This is a genomic window from Pseudomonas abietaniphila, from assembly GCF_039697315.1.
GTDB classification, from domain to species: domain Bacteria; phylum Pseudomonadota; class Gammaproteobacteria; order Pseudomonadales; family Pseudomonadaceae; genus Aquipseudomonas; species Aquipseudomonas abietaniphila_B.
On record NZ_CP155619.1, the window covers coordinates 3130107 to 3151467 of the forward strand.

Below are 21361 nucleotides of genomic sequence, written 5' to 3' on the forward strand. Positions count from 1 at the left end.
ACCGGTAATTGCGTATTTCTTGTTTGCTCCCTCCTGCGATTTTCTTCAGCTTATCCCTCAACTCAACGGCGTTGTGCTGCACGGGCGTACGCCGATAAACAACGAGCAGAAATGCTCCGGGTTGAAGGAGAACTTCATGACTGACTTTCAAATTTTTCGCCCCATGGCCTGGGACAAACTGGTTCATGAATATGATCTGGACGGTTCCCGATTGCTGCCGTGGGACGGTTATCCGACGCCCATCGGCGGCGGCTGGTGCGTCGTGCGCCCGCACACTAAATCGTTGTCGCATACCCAGATCGATCAAGAGTTCTTTATCGGGATAAAAGGGACAGCCAAGTTGGTGGTCGGCGATCAGACGTACCCGTTCACCATGGGCGATATCGCCGCCATCCCCAAACACACCGATCACTACGTGTTGAATGACACGGACGAAGACTTCCACTTTTATGTGGTCTGGTGGGATCGCGATTCAGCCAACCGCTTCCTCGATGAAGACGCTCAGCAAGCCGTGGCTTCAAACGCATTTGCGCTGCAAAAGGCGACGGTACACGACGTGTCCGAACAGAGGGCTTCGTGATGGGCAAGTTACTGGTCACCATCACGCCGCCCACACCTAACGGCGACCTGCACATCGGTCACATGGCCGGTCCTTTCCTGGCCGCCGATATCTTCACGCGCGCGCAACGTCAGCGGGGTCATGACTGCACGCTGGTGTCCTACTCGGACGACTATCAATCGTACATGCTGCGCCGAGGCATCGAACTGGACCGCGCGCCGCAGGAGCTGGCGCTGGAGAACACCGACAAGATCAACGACACCCTGAAAAAAATGGGGATCGAGGTCGATTTCTGGATGCGTCCGTACCGCAACAATTACTTCAAGAAAGCTGTGGAGGAAATGTACGAGTACGCGGTGAAGGCGGGTGCCATTTACAAGAAAGTCAGCCAGGAACCTTACTGCGAGCACTGTGACAAATGGGGCTACGAGGCGTTCGGTCGTGGTAACTGCGACTACTGCGGCTCGGACTCCGATGCGAGCCAGTGCGAAGAATGCGCGCACACGCCCAATGCCCCGAAGATGAGCAACTTCCACTGCAAACTCTGCGCCTCGCAAATGATCTGGCGGCCAGTGGAGCGCGAGTTTCTGGCGCTGTCCAACTTCCGTAATCACCTCAAGAGCAGCTTTGAGCACGCGCCGCTGCGCCCGTTCATTCGTCGCTTTCTGAACGAAGAGTTCGAGCTGGGTCCGCTGGACTGGGCGATCACCCGTCCTCACGACGGCGGTCTGGACCTTAAACCCGATGGCAGTCGGCGTATCCACACATGGGTGATGGGGTTGTCCGGCTACCTGGGGGCCTTCCGCGAATACCTCAACGAGCACAAGCACGCGCCGTGGGAATACGACGAGTACTGCCGCTCTGGCAAGGGCCGGATGGTGCATTTCCTGGGCTATGACTGCGCCTTCAGCCACATGATGGTGTATCCATCGCTGCTGCAGACCATGCATGGCTACCGCATGCGTCAGACCTTCTACACCAACCAGTTCCTCACCCTGAATGGCAAGAACCTGTCCACCAGCCGCAACTATGCGATCTGGGCTCGCGACCTGGTTGACGAAGCCTGCACCGACAGCGCTCGGTTCTACCTGGCATTGATCGCGCCCGAACAGGACACCGATGACTTCGACGTGGAGAAATTCGCCGCCTGGCGCGAAGAGACCTTCAACGAAGTGCTGGTCAAGTTGGCTGCACAGGCCGAGCGCGAGCGTGTCGACGGCGACAGCCTGAAGGTGACATCGGCGGATGCTGCGGCGATCAAGATCCTCGTTGCGCGCTGGTTCGAGGTCACATCGGTGGATCACTTCACCATGAAAGGTCTGGCCGTGTTGCTGTCCGACGTGATCAACGCGGCCCGTGATCGCCAACTGCTCGGCAAACGGATTTTGCCGTACATGGCGTTGATCGGTGCCATTGGCGCGCCGGTGTTTCCGGACCTGGCCCGGCAGATTTTGCGCTACTGCCGTTTCACCGAGAACGAAGTGTTTCAACAGCTGGTGTACGTCAGCGCCGTGGAATACGAGATCTGATCAGGGAGGCCGCTGATGAAAACCTCATTCGATGTGATCGTGATCGGCGCCGGTGTCATGGGCGCCTCGATTGCTGCGGCGCTGGTCGAGAACGGCCTGGACGTTGCACTTATGGAGAAGGGCATCGGCGGCGGTCAGGGCGCGACGCGCGATACCGGTGGCATCGTTAGAGGCCTGGAGCTTGACCCTGAACTGCGTCCGCTCACCCGTCGCGGGGCGCACCATGGCAGCACCGGCATTGTTCATGCGTTATTCGAACAGGCGCTCAAGCGCACCGGTGTCGCTTACATCGCAAGCTCCGAGGTGTGTGGCCAGTATCTGGATGCCGTGGGCACTGAAGGCACTCAGAACGTCGAGTTGCACGCGTCCGTGAGTGCGTTGGATAACGGACGTTTTTCAGCGTTCTGTCCGGACGAATGCCTGCTCATCGAGCGCAATGGCGGCATGGTCGATGCGCGGGTCACGGTGTCCAATCTGTGCCGCTACGTCAGCGAAAAGGCGACGTTCCTGGATCATCTGGCGGTTGACCGCTGCGTCGAGCTCGATGGGCATGTGCAGGTTCACGCGGGCAAATTGTGCCTGGAGGCCACGTGGATCGTTGATGCCTGCGGCGCTGACGGGCCGCTGGCGCGGCCTCATGGGGCGGTGCATGCGCGCACCATCCCGTACACCCGCCTGGGCTGCGACCAGGCGCCGAGCATGCCGGTCATTGCGCATCACCTCAATACCTATCTGCTGCCGCTCGGACGCAGTCTGATGCAAGTCGGCGGTCAACGGCGTCAACGCGCGGCGCATGCGAGTCAGTTGAACCTGTCGTTGATGGACAACGAGCAGGATGTGATGGAACGCGTGGCCAGGCTGGGTTACGACAAACATCACTGCACGCCCGTCGTGACCCAGATCGCCTGGGACGCCTACACCGATGATGGACGCCCGTTGATTGGCCGTTCCTCCAGCAAAAGCCATGTCTACCTCGCGACAGGGTTCTGCGGCATCGGCTTCAAGATGGCGCCGAGCGTCGCCGAGCTGCTGGCATTCGAGTTGGGTGGGTTGATGTCCGGCACGTCGATGGACGCCGGCCATCGCACCATCATGCAAGCCTTCTGCCCGTCGCGATTTACCGAGGTCGCCTTGTCATGATGCGCCTTGGAATCTGTGCGGCGCTGGACGTCGGTACCACCTTGCATGCACGCAGTTTCCTGCGGGGCGTTTACCTCTCCAGCCATTTGTTCAGCAACGTGCGCACGGCGAGGCATTTTTACTTTGATGATGGCGCCAGTGCCGAAGGAGGAAGGGCGGCGGCAAGGTATTTCATCGATGCGAAAGTCGATGCAGTGATCGGCCACTTCGCCTCCGAATCGGCGGCCGCCGTGGTGGAAAGTTATGCACAGGCAGGCATTCCCTTGATTCTTCCGGCGTCCACCTGTGCCGCGCTGACCGAAGACGGCCGCACCACGTTCAGGGTGTGCGCGTCCGACCGTGTGCTCGCCAGGCGCCTGTTGGCATTTGCCGAAACTCAAGGTCTCGTAAGACTCGCGCTGTTCGCCGATCCGAGTCTTCATGGGCAGCAACAGTTACGCGAACTTCAAACCGCAGCGAAGTTATCCACAGTCGAGTTGGTAAACGACAGTGCAGATGCCGACGCCCTGGTATTTTGCGGTCGCTTGAAAGCCAGCCGCCAGTTCCTTGTGGAAAACCGGGCATCGGGTTGTGGATTACCCCTTTTGTTTACCGACGATGCGGCGTCGCCTGCGCTGGTCGCGGGATTGGCACACCCCGGGACCGTCTATGTCGTCAGCTTCCCGGTGGCCAGTGATCTGCCTGAAGCGCAGTCAGTCGACCTGGTTTATCAGCGCCTCTATGGCGAGCAAGCACCGGTCTACGCCATTGAAACGCTGGCGGCGTTTTCGCTGGTGGATCTGGCGGCTCGTCAACGCGGCGGGCTGCTCGATGCGCTGCGCTATGAACAGTTTTCCACGCCTGCCGGCCCTATCAGTTTCAGCAACGGGGAGAACGATCACGCCCGGGTTTCGCTGTGGGTCTACACCGACGAGCACGTCCATGAGCGACGTCTGCTGAGTTGAATCGAGCCGATCCACGGCTCGCCAAGTCTTTAAACCTTTCAGGAAGAACCACCATGAATCAGTTTGAAATCGAGGGTTTGCGTCAGGAGCTGGACGTCGTGTCGGTCGGCTTCGGTCCCGCCGGTATCGCGCTGGCCTGTGCGCTGGAAGACGAGGCAGAGGACAACGGCAAGAAGCCGTTTGCGCGCGTAAGGTTTTTCGAAAAAGGCCGCGATTCGACCTGGCATGGCGCGTTTCTGCTGGCGGGCACCGACATCAACCATCATGTGTTTCGTGACCTGGTGACCCCGCGTAACCCGCGCAGCCGCTTCTCGTTTGCCATGTACCTGAAAGAAAAAGGGCGCCTGTACAAATTCGGGTTGTTGGGTCGTCCGGCCAGTCGAGTGGAATGGTCCGACTACATCGGTTGGGTTGCCGCACAGTTGAAGGACTATGTGTCCTACGACGAAGGCGTGCTCGACGTATTGCCCGTCGCGGAAAAAGGCATTTTGCGCGCTGTCGATGTGGTGACCGCTCAAGGCACCTATCGCACAAAGCGTCTGGTGCTGTCCCACGGCAGCCTGCCGAGAATTCCTGAAGCGTTCAGCGCTCATCTGGGTGGCCGCGTGTTCCACACCTCGCAATACCTCAAGAACATTCATCTGGGCGGCGGCCCCATTGCCCAGCGCTGGTTGGTGCTGGGCTCAGGCCAAAGCGCGGGTGAGGCCGTGGCGCATCTGCTGGGCGCCGCGCCGACCACCCAAGTGCATTCGGTACACCGAGGCGTGGGTTTCCGCGTCGGTCAGTTGGGGCAGTTTCCCAACATGGCGTTCCTGCCCGAACAGGTGGATTACTTCCATGAGCTGGAGCCCGCGCGTCGCAGCAAGGTGTTCGACGAGATTCGTTCGACCAACTATGCAGGCATCGACGCCGACGAGAGTCAGGCCTTGTACTCATTCATGTACGAAGGTGAGGTGAGTGGGCATCAGCGTCTGAATCTTCACACCTGGTCCGACGTGGTGTCTGTGGAAAAAGTCGGTGATGCCTACTCGGTGGTGCTGCGTGACAGCAACACCGGTCTGGAAACCACGTTGTATGTCGACGGCATCGTGCTTGGTACGGGCTACGAACAACTGGCGGTGCCGCCGTTGTTGACGTTGCTGCAACCGTGGCTGCTGCGCGACGAGGACGGGACCCTGGCCGTGGATCGCCACTACCGCGTTGGGTTGCAGAACAGCGAAGGCGTGCAGATTCTCGCCAACGGCACGTCTGAAAAGACTCACGGCATCAGCGATGCGCAGTCGTTTTCGATGGTGGCGCTGCGGGCCCAGCAACTGACCGATGCGCTCCTGGCGACCCAACCACGGCAACTGGCGCCCGTGGTCGCGCACCCGGCGCGATCCAGGTCGGTACGCGTCGAGGCACGGCCATGAATTACATCTCTCACATCGTTGGCGATTCGAATTTCGTTCGCCTCAAGGGGCTGGGTTTCGAGAACCTGCATTTGAAGCTCGAGTCCTGCAACCCGGCGGGCTCGATCAAGATGAAAACCGCCATCGGCTTGATCGACTCCTACGCCGAGCGTCGACTTATCCACAAGGACACGGTGCTCATCGAATCGTCCTCGGGCAACCTCGGCGTGGCGCTGGCTATGATCTGTGCCGAACGTGGTTACGCGTTCTGCTGCGTGGTCGATCCCAATACCAACCTGCACAACATCAAGATGATGGAAGCGTTTGGCGCGAAGATCGTCATCGTCACCGAGCGTGACGACAACGATGGCTACCTCGGAACGCGCATTCGTTACATCCGCGATACCGTTGCCCGCGACCCTCGCTACTTGTGGCTCAACCAGTACAGCAATCCGGCCAACGCGCGCACCCACGAACTGACAACGGCGCGATCGATCCATATCGCCTTTCCGGCCCTGGACTACCTGGTGGTCGGCGCCGGCACCACCGGAACGTTGATGGGCTGCGTGCAGTATTTCCGCAAGCATTCGCCGCGGACCAAGATCATTGCCGTGGACAGCACGGGATCGGTGACGTTCGGTCAGGCGCCGGGCAAGCGGTTCATTCCTGGCTTGGGTTCCAGCCAGATGCCGCCGATCTTCCGCGCCAATCATCTGCACAAACAGCAAGTGGTGGACGAGCGCGCCACGGTCGCCATGTGCCGCTGGCTGGCCAAGTCCAATGGCGTCCTGGCAGGAGGCTCGACCGGCACCGTGGTCGCCGGCTTGGCAGCGCCCTCGCTGGGGATTCCCAAAGACGCCGTGATCGTGGCGATCTCTCCGGACGCCGGCGAGCGCTATCTGGAAACGATCTACAACGACGAATGGGTGATGCAGAAGTTCGGCCGCACCGAGCTGGCGGCGCTGAGCTCGCAACCCATTAGCCGCTACCTGAAAAACTACGTTCACACCTTCGAAGGAGAAGCGCTGAATGTCTGATTTTCATGTCATTCCGGGGGCGGTAATCAAGGACATTCTCGACAGCCAGTCCCACACCATGGTGGCGCGGGTCGAGCAGGTGTACCTGCAGCATCACGACGGCCAGACCCTCAACCCGGACAGCTATTTCCTGCGTTTTCCACAGCAACCCGCCAACCGGATCATCGCTCTGCCTGCGTCCCTTGAGGGCGACGACGCGGTGGCGGGCATCAAATGGATTTCGAGTTTTCCGGGCAACGTGGCGCAGCAGAAACCTCGTGCTTCGGCGGTGGTGATCCTCAACGACCGCGAGACGGGTTATCCCTATGCATGCCTGGAAGGCGCGCAGATCAGCGCGGTCAGAACGGCTGCTTCGGCTGTGTCGGGCGCTTACTGGCTCAACGGTCAGTCGCACAAGGCTGCGTCCGTAGGATTTGTCGGCGCGGGTGTCATCGCACGCAACATTGCGCGAATGCTGGCTGTGGAAAACTGGAAAATCGGGCACGCCCTCGTGCACGATTTCGATGATGCTTCGGCCAAAGCGCTCACGGCGTATGTCGAACAGATCGACTTATGCACAGCCCGCGGCGGGTCGCTGGAAGAAGTGCTTGCCGCCGATCTGGTGATCTTCGCCACCACTGCTGGCGAGCCGTACGTCAAGCCGCCGATGGGTTTCCGAGCCGGTCAGGTCGTGCTGAACATTTCGTTGCGTGACATCGCGCCGCAATTGCTTCTTGCGGCCAACAACCTGTGCGATGACGTCGAGCACTGCATGAAGGCCAACACCTCACCCAATCTGGCCGAGCAACTTACCGGAAACCGCGACTTCATGAATGGCACCCTCGCGGGCCTGATTCGCGGTGAGGTCACGCTCGACCCTGGCAAAGCGTCGATCTTCTCGCCGTTCGGCCTGGGTGTGCTGGACCTGGCGCTGAGCAAATTCATCGTCGACACCGCGCTGGCTGAGTCACGCGCTGTTGCCATTGATTCGTTCTTTGGAGAAACACTGAGATGGAACTGAGCACCGCGCTGCCAACGGAAAGACTGGCTGTGGACGGCAAGCAGAAGCCTGCCATCAAGATCGGTATCGTCGGCTGCGGTTCTCGCGGGCTGACGGTGCTGGAGCGCTTGTGTGCATTGGCGGGCACCGGCGAGCGACGCATCGAGATCAATCTGTTCGATCCCCATCGACCCGGTCCGGGCCTGCATTCGGTGGAGCAGCCGGAGTATTTGATGCTCAACACCGTGGCGTCTCAGATCTCGATGTTTCCCGATCAGGCTGCGCTCGGTGGTTTCAGTGGCCGCCAAGGGCCTGACTTTTACCAATGGTGCCTGCGTTTCAAGTCCGCAGAGCGAACTGTGCAGCCCAACGCATTCCTCCCTCGGGCGTGGCTCGGGGAATACCTCGCCTGGACGTATGAAGAGGTGATCCGTTCCCTGCCAACGAACGTGCGGGTGAAACATCATGCCCGGGTTGTGGATAACGTTGAACACACCGATCTGGGCGGGTTTGTCTTGTACACAGGCGCTCAAAAACACCCGGTTGATTGGTTGCTGATAACGGTCGGGCACGCCGAAAGTGCTCTGCCGGTGAACATTTCCAACGGTCTTACAAAAAGCTTTCAGGCTTATCCACAGCCCTATGCGCTGGAAGGGATTTCGTCCACAGATGCGGTCGGTATCGAAGGGCTCGGGTTGTCCGCGATGGATGCTGTGGCGGGCCTGACGGTCGGTAGAGGCGGGCAGTTTGTGCAAGCGCCTGAAGGCTTGCATTATCGGGCTTCTGGCCAGGAACCCCGCCTGTTCATGTATTCACGCAGTGGCCTGCCATACCGGACCCGGCCGGACATCACGCCACACCGTGTGGGCGGTTCGCCGCTGATCTTTACCTTGTCGGCGGTTGCTGATCTGCGCGCTGAAAACCCACAGGGGCTGGACTTCGAAGCCCAGGTCCTGCCGCTGCTCAAAGCTGAAATGCTGGCTGAATACTTCGGCATGATTGCAGCGCTCCAGGGCGAGTCCTCCTTGAGAATCAAATCCGAGATCGCCAACGCTTTTCTGATGGGCGAAATCCAGACCAAAGCGGCTGAGCTGGCGCAGCGGTTTGCTGTGCCCATGCTGGAAGACAGTGCCTTTAACCCTCGGTACCTGAAGGCGCCTGTGGATAATTATTCAAGGTGGGTCAAAGCCTTCATTGAAAACGATGTGAAGGAGAGCATTCTCGATCTCGATCACAGCCCGATCAAAGCTGCAGTGGAGGTGTGGAGGAGCTGCCGTGAACAATTGCGTCGCGTTGTGGATAACCAGGGCCTGACGCCTGAGTCTCACCGGATTTTCTTCAACGAATACGCGCCGCTGGTCAATCGCATGGTCGCCGGCCCTCAAAAGGAACGTCATCAGGAGTTGCTGGCGTTGGCTCAGGCGGGCGTTCTGCAGTGGGTGCATGGCTCAAAGGTTATCCACAGCGCCAGCACGTCAGACGTTTCAGTCACGCTCGACGATGGACAGGTGTTAGTGCTCGACGCGGTAATCCAAGCCCACGTCAGCGATAACCGCACGACCGCCTCGCAGCCGCGCATCATCCGTCAACTCCGCGAAAGCGGAATTATCCACAGCGTCAACGGCAACGGTGAAGCGCCCTTCGTCGACAGTCACGGCAAGGCACAGCCGAATCTGTGGATAACCGGCCCCATCGTCGAAGGCGCGACGTATTACAATCACTATGTGCCTTCATCAGGCAGTTACTCGAGGGCGTTCGTGGATGCTGACCGGATAGCGCGGGAGATGCTGGGTATGGCGGTCACTGCTTGAAAGTTAATCGCAGCCTTGCTGAGGCCCCTTTCCTCTGTGGGAGCGAGCTTGCTCTGGGCAGCATCCGGACGAATACGGAGTGTCTGCAATATCAAAGGTGAATGACACGGCGCATTCGTCAGCAAGCTGGACTCCCACAGAGGCATGTTTCAGATCCGGAATCGTCATGAACCCTATGCTCAACACATCGTCCCCGAAGCCGCGCAACTCAACCCGGCTTTCACCGGCAAATACTGGCGGCGGATGCGCTCCAGCTCCCCGCTGGCGCGCAAGGTGTCGATCGCGTGATTGATGGGCGGCAGCCATTGCGCGTGCTGGGGCTGAAGCTTGAACACCAGTGGCGCTTCGCTGAGTTTCGCCCCCTGGCTGAACAGATGGGGGTCCAGGTGGTTGCTGGTCACTAACGCGTCGAAGATATCGTCGACCATCGCGATGGCGTCGACACGTCCGTTTCCGAGCAATTTGATCAACGCGTCCTCTTGAGACGTCTCAAGCCGATCGAGCCTGTGTGCCGCTATGGCCGGATCCAGTGCCCAGTAGGTATAGCCGCGTACCATGCCGATCGTAAGCTGATTCAGCTGCTCGATGGACTGCTTGCGTGCAGGGTGATCGGCGAGGAAGTAGAGGTGCTCGTTGACCTCGGAGTAGGGCTTGGAAAAGACATAATGGCTTTGTTCTTCCGGGCTGTTCCAGATCAGCGCATCGGCGTAATTAATGTCGATTTCGCCTTTCTGCAGCATGGATTGAAGGCGGTTGACCGGGTAGGTGACGAAGGTCACGTCGACATTCGCAAGCTGCATCACCCGCCGCGCGATGTCGACTGACACGCCGAGCAAGTGACCGTTCTCGTCTTCGTAGGCGTAAGGCTTCCATTGCGCGCCGCCCGCCACGTAAGGGCCTGCCAGTACAGGCAGCGCGAGCACGCAAAGCAAACAACCGCCCAACAGTCTGCGTCGAAATCCCATGCGATCCGTCAGCCCAGGCCCAAATGGATCCTAAGCCTAACAGTGGAAAATGTCGGTGATGTGTCGTAATGCCACTATTTGCAGGCGGCTTCACGAAAAATCCGCAAAAAAAGCCCGCGCTGACGGGATCAGGCGGGCTTCGGGTATTGGGAGCGTAGCGGCGAAGGCTCAAGCGCCGGGACTTAAGCGGATGATCTTGGGAAATTCGGACAGCGTCACAGGCGCCGAGCACCGGTCGCCTGTGCATCGCCAGCGCTGTTCGCTGTCGGTCATTCCTTTGTTCGGGGACTGTGTGTCCAGCACGCGGACGGGACCGTTCTTCATCGCCGTGGCAGTGACCTGATCCTCACGCGGCCTCCCGGTCGCCCAGACCACCATGATGCGTTCGCGGCCATCGCTGAAGGCCAGCTTGTAGACGTTATCGGCTTGCAGGCTGTTGCTGGCGTCGTAGTTGAAGTCGCGCAGATACGGACTGATTGCCTTGAGCGTCGAGTAGGCGGGCTTGGGGCTCAGGTCGATATTGAGCAGTCCGAAGTTATGCTCCTGATCGTCGCGCGCCGTGCCGTCATTGATCAGGTCGTACCACCACATACCCTTGATGTTGGGCACGGTGCGGGCCAGGAAATAGGCGCGGGCGAGATACGCCGACTGACGCACCGCGCTGATGCCGCAGTTGCCCTCGTGGCTGGGCCACGCCATTTCGGTCAGGTACAGCGGCACAGGCTTGCCGGCTTTGCCGGAGAAGCGACGGTCCAGATCGCGCAGCCAGTTGATCCAGCTTTCCGGGGTGTTGTGATCGCGGCCTTCGCAATGCACATAGGGGTGCAAGGAGAGGCCGTCCGCGTACTTGAGAACGCCAGCGGCCAGCATGCGGTCAACGAAGCCCCCTTTGATGCCCGCCGACGTAACGGCGCCCGCCAGTACTTTTGCCTGTGGATTGTTCTTGCGAATGATCGGCGTAGCGTCCTTTACCAAGGCCACGTAATCGCTGCTCAGGCGCGCATCGCTCGGGCCTTCGATGTCCCACTCGTTCCAGACTTCGTAATACTTCACCGGGTTGCCAAGCTGCCGGGTGGTGTAGTCGACGTAGTTCAGGTACGGGATTTTGATTTCAGGCTTGCGCGGCTTCGCGTTACCGTTGAACGAGGTGCCGTAGCCCAGAATGACCATGGGGCTCAGGTCCAGTGCGTTGGCGGCGTTCAGCCACGCGCGCCATTGCGGGATGACGCGCAGTTGTTTGGGTGTCGGCTCGGCCGTGGACCAGAAGGCGTCGTCACGTACCGAAGTGACGCCTGCGGCCGTCGCCAGCTCAAGGCTGCGCAACGGCTGGGCCAGGTTGTTCATCGAGTGCGTAGCCACCCCGACAATGAAGGGCTCCGCTACGGCAACGTTAACCATGAACAGGCTGGACAGTAACAGCAGGCCTTTACGGCCAATACTCAGTGCATTCATTGGGAAACTTCCGTGTCAGCTCAATCCGGGCAGGCCGGTCCATTGCGCATGTTCAATCGGCTTTGGGGCGGAGGCCTTCGCGTGCGACCTCGCTGCGAGCGCATGCCCGATGGCCATACCGAGAAACAGGTTGGCCAGGGTCACTTCCAGTGTATCGGTGGTCCAGCTGACGATGCAGATGCAGAAACCGGTCGCCAGCATGGCGCGGCCATAACGAGTGACGCTGTCGGCAAGGATGAAAAACAGCGGGATATGCATGGCATACAGGAACAACCCTGCCAGGCCAAAGGTCGCCCAGAGGTAAACCACCGTGCTGTCGGACACCATGAAAATGTCCGCACCGACCACCGGGAACGCCGCCACGGCACTGCCGACCAGGCCGAAGCCTGCTCCCGTGTACTCACGGTCTTCGTTCAGCAGTACTCTGATCACGTTGGGCCAGGTGTTGACGAGTCGGTCGTAGATCGATGACAGCGAATCGCCCGTCGAGACTTTGTTGGGATCGAAGTCGAACGCCATTGCAATGAATGGCAGTGACATACCGAGCAATACCGCCGCGATGATGACGCCGCGAGTGGTCCAGCGAAACCGCGTGATCATCAACAGGCCAACGCCGCCGATAAACGCCAGCGCCGGCGCCTTACTGGTGGTCAGCACAACGCCGGCAAAACCGATGGCGCAAATGCCCAGCACCAGTGTTTTTGAGCGCAGGGTGGCCATCAGGTACAGGCTGAAGATGGAGATGATGATCGCCAGCGCACTGGAAATCCGGGCAAATCCGGCCGGGCGGTCGGCTTCTTCCGTCGCCCACGTGGTGTTCGCGCTGAGTTCGGTGCCGCCGATGCTGTAGCTGTAACCCTTCCATGGCAATTCTGTGTACTTGTCCAGCGCAATACCGGCGAGTGATGCCAGCAGCGCGAAAGCGATGGCCCACATGAACAGGCGTTTATGCCGGGTGATCTGTTCGCCGCACGCCATGCCGAACAGCAGTGGGCTGATGCCATACAGCGCGAATGCAAAATTGCCCGCACTCGCGCCGTTCAACGCAGCCCAGGCCGCAGACAAGAGCAGCACCAGAAAGCTCAACCACACGCCTGGCCCGGCTTTGAAGCTGCGCAGTTCGAGGGCGAAAAACAAGAGACAGGCGACTTTCGGTGCGTACAGCAGTACCGAAATCCCGGCCTTGTCCAGATAGAAACGCAGGGCGCCGGAAAAGGTTTCGACCAGAATCAGACTGATCGCGACCAGCACGATGGCGGTGGACTTGTCGAACGACAGCATCGACGGCTTTTCAGTGTAAGCAGGGGAGGTCGACATCATGGGTACAGCCCCTCGGGAGCGCAGAAATAGGGAAGAGATCATCGGGCGTGGAGGCGAAAGGCGAGGACGTCGCCTGCAAGGCAAAGCTACCGCTCATCGAAGTCGGCAGTGGCCGTCGATTGAGCTGAAGAGAAGGTCAAGGTCGCAGGCCATATCGGGGAGGTGACGGCCGTTCAGGGTCCCTCTCACGCGGCGTGACAGGGGATATATCAGCCTCAGAAGCGGGGACTGTCAATCAATTAGTCAAATTTTCGGACAGATCTCGTGGAGCCCGAAAATCACAGTCTGTAACTTGTTGAATTGATTGATAGATAAAAATTTGACGCTATAAAACAGGAGGGGAAACGAGCCATAAGCAGCGTTGCCTATGACTCATTTTCGTTACAGATCAGGTGAAGACCTGCCTTTGCTTCAAACTGCTGCGACCCCGTGGGAGCGGTCAGGCATCAGGTGTACTTGCGCTTATCGGGCGCGGGCGGGAAGTACTGATACAGCCACGTTTCGCTCAGTGTGCGATCGCCGGTCTTGATGAACATGCGCATCTCCACCGGGTCAACGGAATCGCTGGTGGGGTACCAGTCGAAAGTCACGCGGAAGCCCTTGATGTCAGGGAGCACCAGGACGTTGAAGTCCTGAACCTTGCCGTTCGACACCGTGACTACCGGCTCGATGCCCGAACCTTCTGGCAAGCGGTCGATCCCGCCGCCGTTGAAATCGACGGCAAAACGGCGGGCCCAGACCTCCGGGTAGTGCTCGCCGGGCGCCCAGCCTTCGATGAAGCCGCCCATGCCCGAACGGGTGGCATGAACCTGAGCCAAAGGCGTGCTCACTGGTGGCAGCGGGCTCCAATACAGCTTGTAGCCGTAGTTCATCGACATGCCGGCCTTGATCGGCACTTTCGGGTTCCAGAACGCAACGATGTTATCCAGCGTCTCTCCGGTCGTTGGCAGCTCCATCAGATCAATCGACCCTTCGCCCCACGCCGTGGTCGGTTCGCACCACAGGCTCGGTCGGCGGTGATACCAGTCGACGGTGTCTTGATAGGTTTTGAAATCGTGGTCGGTCTGCACGAGGCCAAAGCCTTTCGGGTCTTTGTCGGCGAACGCGTTGAACTGCAATTTCGCCGGGTTGTTCAGCGGGCGGCAAATCCACTCGCCATTGCCGCGCCACATCGCCAGGCGATCCGAATCATGGATCTCCGGGTGAAGGGTGTCGCACATACGGCGCTCATGGGTGCCGCAGCTGAACATGCTGGTCATGGTCGCAATACCCAACTGCTCAATGTCGGCGCGGGCGTTGATGTGGGCGTCGATGTCCATGACCACGCGATCGGCCTGACAGTCGATGTCGAAGCGATACGCGCCAGTTGCGCTTGGCGAGTCCAACAGCGCGTAGACCACGAAGCGAGTGGCGTCCTTTGTCGGTTTCTCGAACCAGAATTTGGTGAAGTCAGGAAATTCTTCAGGCTTGTGGGCGTAGGTGTCGATGGCCAGACCCCGCGCCGACAGGCCGTACTGCTTGTTGCTGTCGATCGCGCGGAAGTAGCTGGCGCCGAGGAACGAGAGAATGTCGTTGATCGCAATCTCCGGCGCCTTGAACAGCTTGAAACCGGCAAAGCCCAGATCGCCCTTGAGCTGACTCTGGTCAATGCGGCTGGCTTCGTAATTGAACAGCTCGGGACGGAAATGCACTTCACGCGCTTCTTGGGTCGCGGGGTCGACGCTGTACATGCGCACCGGGGTCTTGAAGCCCGCGCCGACGTGGAAGAAATGCACATCGAGCTGGCCTTTGACGTCGTTCCAAAGGGAATGACCGGCGTCGTATTTGATCGCATTGAACTGCTGAGGCGTCATGTTCGCCAGAGTGGGCGGCAGGTTCTGCTTGGTGCTGACATAGGCTTTGCCGGCCATCTGCTTGGCGAGGTCTTGCAAGGTCTTGAAGTCGAAATGCTCGATTTCGCCATCGGCCGCTGCGGCCAATGCACGTGCAGCGTAAAGGCCCGACGCGGGCAGCGCGCTATAGGCTGCCAACGCCATGGACGCTTTCAGGAGATTCCTGCGATTCATAAGGTGAAGCCTCTGAAGAAATGCTGTGCCTTCCTGCACAAAAAAGTGCGCTTTCCCAATCCTTGCCGAACGCAAATTACCAACAAACAGATAACAATCTCGGCATCTTGTTCGCAAAAAACATAAAAAAACGTTTCAGAGCGCTACTTTCCTGTCTTCAGCGTGTTTCCGATTGTGTCCTCAGGCCTCCTGGATGAACGCCAGGCGCACGGCGAAGCCGATCAGCAGACTGCCGAACAGCCATTGCTGTATCCGTTGCGCCGTTGCATTGCGGGCCAGCCATTTGCCGACCCAACCACCCGCCATGGCGTAGACGCTGTCGAACGATAGGCCGATCAGCACCAGGATCACACCCAGTTTGGCGAATTGTCCGGCGACCGAACCCGCGTTTGCGTCGATGAACTGCGGCAGCAGCACCGAACAGAACAGCAGCGCCTTGGGATTGAGGAGATTGGTCAACAGGCCGCGCAGAATGGCCGTGCGCCAGGAGATGACCGATTCGCCGGAGGTGTCTGCATTTGCCCCACTCATGACGCCCGGCTTGAACATCTTCAGGCCAAGCCACAGCAGATAAGCTGCCCCGCCCATGCGCACGATTTCAAAGGTCCACGGTGAGACTTTGAACAACGTCGCCAACCCCAATGCCGCCAGCGCCACATGGCAACCTCGGGCGACGGCCAGGCCCAAGGCGGTCGCCAATGCCTTGCCACGACCTTGGCGCGCCCCGGTTTGCAACAACAGGATCATGTCCGGGCCGGGCATCAGCAAGACCATGGACAGGGCGAGTACAAACAGCGCGAGGTTTTCCATTCTTCAGCTCTCCGGCGGCGATAACGGAAGAAAATTCTACGGCCGAAGGACGGGGCAGGTGGTTGCGTGTTTGACCCTGCTAGCGCGTAGTATTGGCAGTTTCTGCCCATTAACAGACTGAAAAGGCCGCTGGTATGCCAAACCGCCTAAATGTGAAGCTGGACGCGTATGACCGGCGCATTCTCAACGCGCTTCAACGGCACGGTCGTCTGACCAACGTGCAGCTCGCCGATGAGATCGGATTGTCTGCGTCGCCTTGCTTGCGGCGAGTTCGCCATCTGGAGGACACCGGGGTCATTCGCGGTTATCAGGCAGCGCTGGACGCCGAGACGCTCGGCTTGGGCCTGACGGTGTTTATCGGGGTGAAGGTCGACCGTCACCATGAGGACGAAGCGCAGAAATTTCATCAGGTGGTGTCTGAATGGCCTGAGGTCATCTCGGCGTATCTGGTGTCCGGCGAGGCGGATTTCCTCCTGCAGGTGGTCGTGCCCGACTTGCGCGCGTACGACCGGTTTCTCTCCGATACGCTGCTGAAAATGCCGAGCGTGCGGGACATCCGCAGCAACTTCGCGATCCGCACGCTCAAGCCACAAGGGCCACTGCCGCTCGGGCATTTGCCGGTTTGAATTCATCCGCCTGAAAACCTGTGGGAGCGAGTTGGTCTGGGCGGCATGCCGACGAATGCGGTGGATCAGCACAATAGATATCGGCTGACCGGTCGCATTCGCTGCCGTCGTAACCTCCGACGTCTCCTACAGGTTCTGTGCTGGCGTTTACAACGATCTGTGATTGGTGCTTTACGCCTGCGTCGTGTGCCCTCCGGCGCCCATCGCCGCCTGGCGTAAGGCCTCGGAGCGGGTCGGGTGAGGGTGACAGGTCAAGGCGACATCTTCTGCTGACGCCGCAAACTCCATGGCCACGCAGTACTCGGCAATCATTTCGCTCACGCTTGGGCCGACCAGGTGCACACCCAGAATTTCGTCAGTCTTCTCATCAGCGAGTACTTTCGCAAAGCCGTCGGTTTCGTGATTCACCTTCGCCCGACTGTTGGCGCTGAAAGGGAACTTGCCGACCTTGTAGGCACGACCTTCCTCTTTCAACTGCTCTTCGGTCTTGCCGACACTGGCCAGTTCCGGCCATGTGTAGATCACATTGGGGATCAGGTTGTAGTTGAGCTCGCCTTTCTTGCCGACAATACGTTCCACGCACACCGCCGCTTCGTCCTCGGCCTTGTGCGCGAGCATTGGCCCCGACGTTACATCGCCGATCACCCAGATACCGTCGACGGCCGTGCGATGGCCTTTGTTGGCGAGCACGCCGCGCTTGTCCACTTCAAGGCCGACGGTTTCCAGGCCCAGACCTTTCGTCACGGGACGACGGCCGATGGAAACCAGCACGTAATCCGCTTCGATCACCTCTGCTTCGCCGCCTGCAGCGGGCTCGACGGTCAGGCTGACGCCTGAATCGCTCGCAACGGCCGAGGTCACTTTTGAGCTCAGCTTGAAGTTCATGCCCTGACGCGACAGCGAGCGGTGCAATGTCTTGCCGGCTTCCAGATCCGTGCCGTGGGCAACGTGGTCTAGGAACTCGACGACCGTGACTTTCGCGCCCAGACGCCGCCAGACCGAACCCAGCTCCAGACCGATCACGCCGGCACCAATGACTACCAGATGCTTGGGCACTTCACTCAACGACAGCGCGCCGGTCGAATCAAGAATGCGAGTGTTGTCGATGGTCACACCGGGCAGCGGCGTAGGCTCCGAGCCTGTGGCAATGATGATGTCCTTGGCTGTCAGCTCGGTTTCTGCACCGCTGGCGTCCTTGACGATAACCTTGCCGGGGCCTGCAATGCGTCCCCAGCCCTTGATCCATTCGGCCTTGTACTTGCGGAACAGGAACTCGATGCCCTTGGTCAGGCCCGTCACGCTCTCGGCTTTCTGCGCCATCATTTGCGCGAGGTTCAATGTGGGCGTGACCTCGATACCCAGCTTCTTGAATTCTTCTCCCGCCGCCGCTTCATATAACTCGGACGCATGGAGCAAGGATTTGGACGGGATGCAGCCGACGTTCAAACAGGTGCCGCCCAAGGTCTCACGGCCTTCGACACAGGCAACTTTCAGACCCTTCTGGCCAGCGTGAATGGCAGCGTTGTAGCCGCCTGGACCGCCACCGATGATAACGACGTCGTAGTGACTCATGAGCGCACTCCTGGAGAAAAAATCGACAATGGAGGGAAGCGTAGACCTCTCTCCGAAAATGTCCCGAAAGAACCGGGAACACTTAAATTATGATCATAATATGTGTTCAGGTTGGATTTGAGGTCAAGCACTGTGCATTTCAAGGGGCAATCAAGGTGCGAAGCGCTGCTGCGATGCTTGCCTGTGGATAACGTGTTGGCAGGTTGTGTGTAAAGCTGTTGAAACAGTTCGCTCAGTCCGGTGCATAAACTTTCACCGTCGCAGGTTTGGTCACCTCCGCAACGGCGCGACGGATGCGGGCAACGATGGTAATCAACAACAGGACAGTCATCACGGCGAGGGCAATATTGATCGGCGCAGTGAGCACATAGCCAGAGCCGATTCCCGCGCCAAAGACCCCAAAGCACACCAGACGCATGTCACTTTTCAGGGGGCCGTCATGGCGTCGTGACGCCTTGATCAGCGGACCGAGCAGACCCGCAAATTCACTGAAAATAGCCAGAAAGGTCACCGTCAGTACCAGCAGTATGCTGACCTTCGGAATGACCGCAAACGGCAGGAATAGAGCGGTTTCGGCTACGATACGGCTGAGCTCGTGGGCGCAGGTTCCGAGGCGGGAATGCTGTCCGAACTCGCTGATCAACACCGCTTCCACGGCATTGAAGAGCATGCGGATCAGCATCCAGATCGGGATCAGGACAAAGATCCAGGGATGAAAGGCAAACGCCGCGACAAGCACGCCGACTGCCACTGAAATAAGCCCCGCGCAGGACGTTACATGCACAGCGCGTACGCCGTCATCGAACAGGATTTTGGCCACCGGATGCAGAAGTTTCTGCAGCCCGGTTCTGAGTGGAGTGAGCATGATCGCAGGCCAGCTCCCTGTGGATAACTTTCTGGGAGCATAGTGCAAGGTTTTCGGTTGTGCAGGCCCGACGCGCTGACGTTTCGAGACGCTCTGATGAAAAGTCGGCGCGCTGAAAGCCGGAAGGGTTTTTACCCATGACGGGCTAACCTGTCTGCGGGCTGTCTGAGTGAATAATTCCTCATGCAGAGCAGCAATTACCGGACGAAAATTTCACCACTTCTGTTATATCGTAACGCCCCGTAAAACAGTGTTTCGGCGTGTTGATAAGCGGGCCGAAAAACGCACGGGAAGGGTGATGAATACAGCGTTCAGCAGGTTCTGGAGTGTCGATGCGGGTTGATCTGGATGTTGTAGGGACTGAGCCGGCAAGCCTGCCGAGGTTCCAGCGTGCGAGTTTTCAGGCCAGACGCCTGTCGCGACTGACCTATGTGCTGGGCGCCATGGGTGTGCTCGGTCTTGTGGTGTCGTTGTTCGTCGATCTTTTTTCTCCCAATTCGCTGTGGACCGCGGTGATCACCAACAGCGCGGCCAGTCTGCTGGTGCTCGCTGCGGCGCTGCAGTCGGCGCAGGTCGTTGCGCTGTGGCGCGCCCATGTCATTGCACCTGATGAAGCAGTGATCTCGGTCGAGGAACAAGCCGAGATCGAGGAGCCGGGTTGGTATGACCGCCTGCTTGGGCGTATCGGCGGTGCCGGGACGTCGATGGTCGGGCAGATCGGAGCGCCGGTATTCTGGTTGGCGGGTTGGGCGCTGCTGGCGCTGATCAGTATTTCGATGATCTGGAACATGGCCCTGGTCGGCAGCAGTGTCGGCCTGACGGGCAGCGTGGCCGGTGGAGTGTTGCTGCTGATCGGCTTTGGTCTGCTGGTGCTCGAGCGTCAGTTCAGCAACGAATCCGAAGCGAGCTGGCCAGAAGCCGAGCAGTTGGCGCAGATCAGCCGTGTGGCCATCGGTACGTTGCTGATCGCCGCGTTCTGTCTGTTCTTCTCTTCTGCAGATCGCGTCTGGCCCGCCCGACTGGCCGTGCTGATCGGGTTGCTGCCGGGGCTGGTCGCGGTCGAGCTGCTGATTCGTGCCTTGCTGTCGATCTTCAGTCCGCGCAACGAGCGCCTTGAGCCGCGTCTGGTCGCCAGCAGCTTCGTTGCCGGCTTGCTGCGCTGGCCACCGCGTCCGCTGACGGCGTTGCAGAACGAACTGCACAATCGCTTCGGCATCGACTTGCGACAGATCTGGGCGTTTACCTACATGCGTCGGGCGTTTCTGCCCGTGATGGCGGTGATTATTGCCCTTGGTTGGGCCCTCAGCGGCGTCCACGAAATTCCAATGCAGGGCCGAGGGATCTACGAGCGTTTCGGCAAACCGGTCGAGGTCATGGGACCTGGGCTGCACGCTGGCCTTCCGTGGCCATTCGGGACGGTATTGCCGGTCGAGAACGGGGTGGTTCACGAGCTGGCGACCAGCGTCTCCGAAGGCGCCAGTACCGAGCAGACCCTGGATCCCGCCGAAGGTCCGCCGCCTGCCGTGGCCAATCGACTGTGGGACGCAACGCACATCAACGATAAGTCGCAGGTGATCGCCAGCGGCTCGGGCGACAAGCAGAGCTTCCAGATCGTCAATATGGACGTGCGCTTCGTCTACCGCATCGGGCTGGACGATCAGGCTGCCATGGCGGCGACGTACAACAGTGCGGACATCCCCAGCCTGATTCGCAGCACCGCCAGCCGCGTGCTGGTCCACGATTTCGCGTCGCGCACCCTCGATGAATTGCTCGGCGAGCAACGCACCGATCTGGCCGCCGACATCGGCAATGCCGTCGCGCGCGACTTGAAAAAGCTCGACAGCGGCGTGGAGATTCTCGCCACCGTGGTGGAGTCGATTCATCCTCCCGCGGGCGCCGCCAATGCCTATCACGCCGTGCAGGCCGCGCAGATCAGCGCGCAGGCATTAATCGCCCGTGAGCGCGGCGCGGCGGCAGATCAGGCGAACCTGGCGCAACTGCACGCGAGCATCGCCCACGATCAGGCGGCCGCCAATTCGCGCGAAGTCATGTCGACCGCCCAAAGTGCCGACCTGCGTTTCGGTGCCGAGCAACAGGGTTATGCCAAGGCTGGTCAGGCGTTTCTGCTGGAGCAGTACCTGAGCCAACTGACGCTGGGCATGACCCACGCCAAACTGCTGGTGCTTGATCATCGTCTGGGCGGCAGCAGTGCACCCACCATCGATCTGCGTTCTTTTACCCTCCCGGTCGACCCCGCGTCGTCCAAGTCAGCTGAACAGCCTTCGGCTGAATAAG

At 59.5% G+C, this 21361-nt stretch carries 17 protein-coding genes; 10 read left to right on the top strand and 7 right to left on the bottom strand.

Annotated features, from left to right (window positions below; all coding sequences use genetic code 11):
* Positions 1 to 136 precede the first annotated feature (136 nt).
* Genes ABDX87_RS13935 through ABDX87_RS13970 form a run of 8 tightly spaced genes read left to right on the top strand, consistent with a single transcriptional unit; the run spans position 137 to position 9390 of the window.
* Positions 137 to 580, top strand: a complete 444-nt coding sequence (locus ABDX87_RS13935) for a cupin domain-containing protein (protein WP_346833344.1) — start codon at positions 137 to 139, stop codon at positions 578 to 580.
* Positions 580 to 2088, top strand: a complete 1509-nt coding sequence (locus ABDX87_RS13940) for a methionine--tRNA ligase (RefSeq protein WP_346833345.1) — start codon at positions 580 to 582, stop codon at positions 2086 to 2088. The genes ABDX87_RS13935 and ABDX87_RS13940 overlap by 1 nt, the downstream gene beginning before the upstream one ends.
* Positions 2089 to 2103: 15 nt before the next feature.
* Complete coding sequence (locus ABDX87_RS13945; protein ID WP_346833346.1) at positions 2104 to 3228, top strand: NAD(P)/FAD-dependent oxidoreductase; 1125 nt, start codon at positions 2104 to 2106, stop codon at positions 3226 to 3228.
* Positions 3225 to 4172: an ABC transporter substrate-binding protein gene (locus tag ABDX87_RS13950; RefSeq protein WP_346833347.1), complete on the top strand. Its 948-nt coding sequence runs from the start codon at positions 3225 to 3227 to the stop codon at positions 4170 to 4172. The genes ABDX87_RS13945 and ABDX87_RS13950 overlap by 4 nt, the downstream gene beginning before the upstream one ends.
* A 53-nt stretch (positions 4173 to 4225) precedes the next feature.
* Positions 4226 to 5584 carry a SidA/IucD/PvdA family monooxygenase gene (locus ABDX87_RS13955; RefSeq protein ID WP_346833348.1) on the top strand — a complete coding sequence of 453 codons (1359 nt, stop codon included), beginning with the start codon at positions 4226 to 4228 and terminating at the stop codon, positions 5582 to 5584.
* A complete protein-coding gene (gene sbnA / locus ABDX87_RS13960) occupies positions 5581 to 6600 on the top strand; it encodes a 2,3-diaminopropionate biosynthesis protein SbnA (protein ID WP_346833349.1) in 1020 nt (339 codons plus the stop codon). Before ABDX87_RS13955 ends, sbnA begins: the two co-directional genes overlap by 4 nt.
* Positions 6593 to 7600, top strand: a complete 1008-nt coding sequence (gene sbnB, locus ABDX87_RS13965) for a 2,3-diaminopropionate biosynthesis protein SbnB (protein WP_346833350.1) — start codon at positions 6593 to 6595, stop codon at positions 7598 to 7600. The genes sbnA and sbnB overlap by 8 nt, the downstream gene beginning before the upstream one ends.
* Positions 7591 to 9390 (top strand): FAD/NAD(P)-binding protein, encoded by a 1800-nt coding sequence (locus ABDX87_RS13970; RefSeq protein ID WP_346833351.1) that lies wholly within the window; start codon positions 7591 to 7593, stop codon positions 9388 to 9390. The genes sbnB and ABDX87_RS13970 overlap by 10 nt, the downstream gene beginning before the upstream one ends.
* Before the next feature lie 179 nt (positions 9391 to 9569).
* On the opposite strand, the gene ABDX87_RS13975 is transcribed toward ABDX87_RS13970, so the two are convergent.
* The 5 genes from ABDX87_RS13975 to ABDX87_RS13995 all read right to left on the bottom strand — a co-directional run bounded on the left by ABDX87_RS13975 (position 9570) and on the right by ABDX87_RS13995 (position 16003).
* Positions 9570 to 10355, bottom strand: coding sequence for a substrate-binding periplasmic protein (locus tag ABDX87_RS13975; protein ID WP_346833352.1), 786 nt, complete (start codon positions 10353 to 10355; stop codon positions 9570 to 9572).
* A 168-nt stretch (positions 10356 to 10523) separates the two neighbouring features.
* On the bottom strand, positions 10524 to 11807 hold the full coding sequence (locus ABDX87_RS13980; protein ID WP_346833353.1) for a hypothetical protein: 1284 nt from the start codon (positions 11805 to 11807) through the stop codon (positions 10524 to 10526).
* 15 nt (positions 11808 to 11822) lie between these two features.
* A complete protein-coding gene (locus ABDX87_RS13985; RefSeq protein ID WP_431061255.1) occupies positions 11823 to 13124 on the bottom strand; it encodes a hypothetical protein in 1302 nt (433 codons plus the stop codon).
* A gap of 449 nt (positions 13125 to 13573) precedes the next feature.
* Positions 13574 to 15193 (bottom strand): glucan biosynthesis protein D, encoded by a 1620-nt coding sequence (locus tag ABDX87_RS13990; RefSeq protein ID WP_346833355.1) that lies wholly within the window; start codon positions 15191 to 15193, stop codon positions 13574 to 13576.
* A gap of 180 nt (positions 15194 to 15373) precedes the next feature.
* Positions 15374 to 16003 (bottom strand): LysE family translocator, encoded by a 630-nt coding sequence (locus ABDX87_RS13995; protein WP_346833356.1) that lies wholly within the window; start codon positions 16001 to 16003, stop codon positions 15374 to 15376.
* Between the two features lie 152 nt (positions 16004 to 16155).
* On the opposite strand from ABDX87_RS13995, the gene ABDX87_RS14000 reads away from it, so the two are divergent.
* Entirely contained in the window at positions 16156 to 16629 is a 474-nt protein-coding gene (locus tag ABDX87_RS14000; RefSeq protein ID WP_431061256.1) for an Lrp/AsnC family transcriptional regulator, read from the top strand.
* Positions 16630 to 16800: 171 nt separating this feature from the next.
* Here the strand turns inward: ABDX87_RS14000 and lpdA are convergent, their stop codons facing one another.
* Together lpdA and ABDX87_RS14010 are read right to left on the bottom strand one after the other, a co-directional pair.
* Entirely contained in the window at positions 16801 to 18201 is a 1401-nt protein-coding gene (gene lpdA / locus ABDX87_RS14005) for a dihydrolipoyl dehydrogenase (protein WP_346833358.1), read from the bottom strand.
* A 232-nt stretch (positions 18202 to 18433) separates the two neighbouring features.
* Entirely contained in the window at positions 18434 to 19114 is a 681-nt protein-coding gene (locus ABDX87_RS14010) for a CDP-alcohol phosphatidyltransferase family protein (protein ID WP_346833359.1), read from the bottom strand.
* 284 nt (positions 19115 to 19398) lie between these two features.
* Here ABDX87_RS14010 and hflK point away from each other — a divergent pair, with 284 nt between their 5' ends.
* Positions 19399 to 21360 (top strand): protease modulator HflK, encoded by a 1962-nt coding sequence (hflK, locus tag ABDX87_RS14015; protein WP_346833360.1) that lies wholly within the window; start codon positions 19399 to 19401, stop codon positions 21358 to 21360.
* Position 21361: the final 1 nt, after the last annotated feature.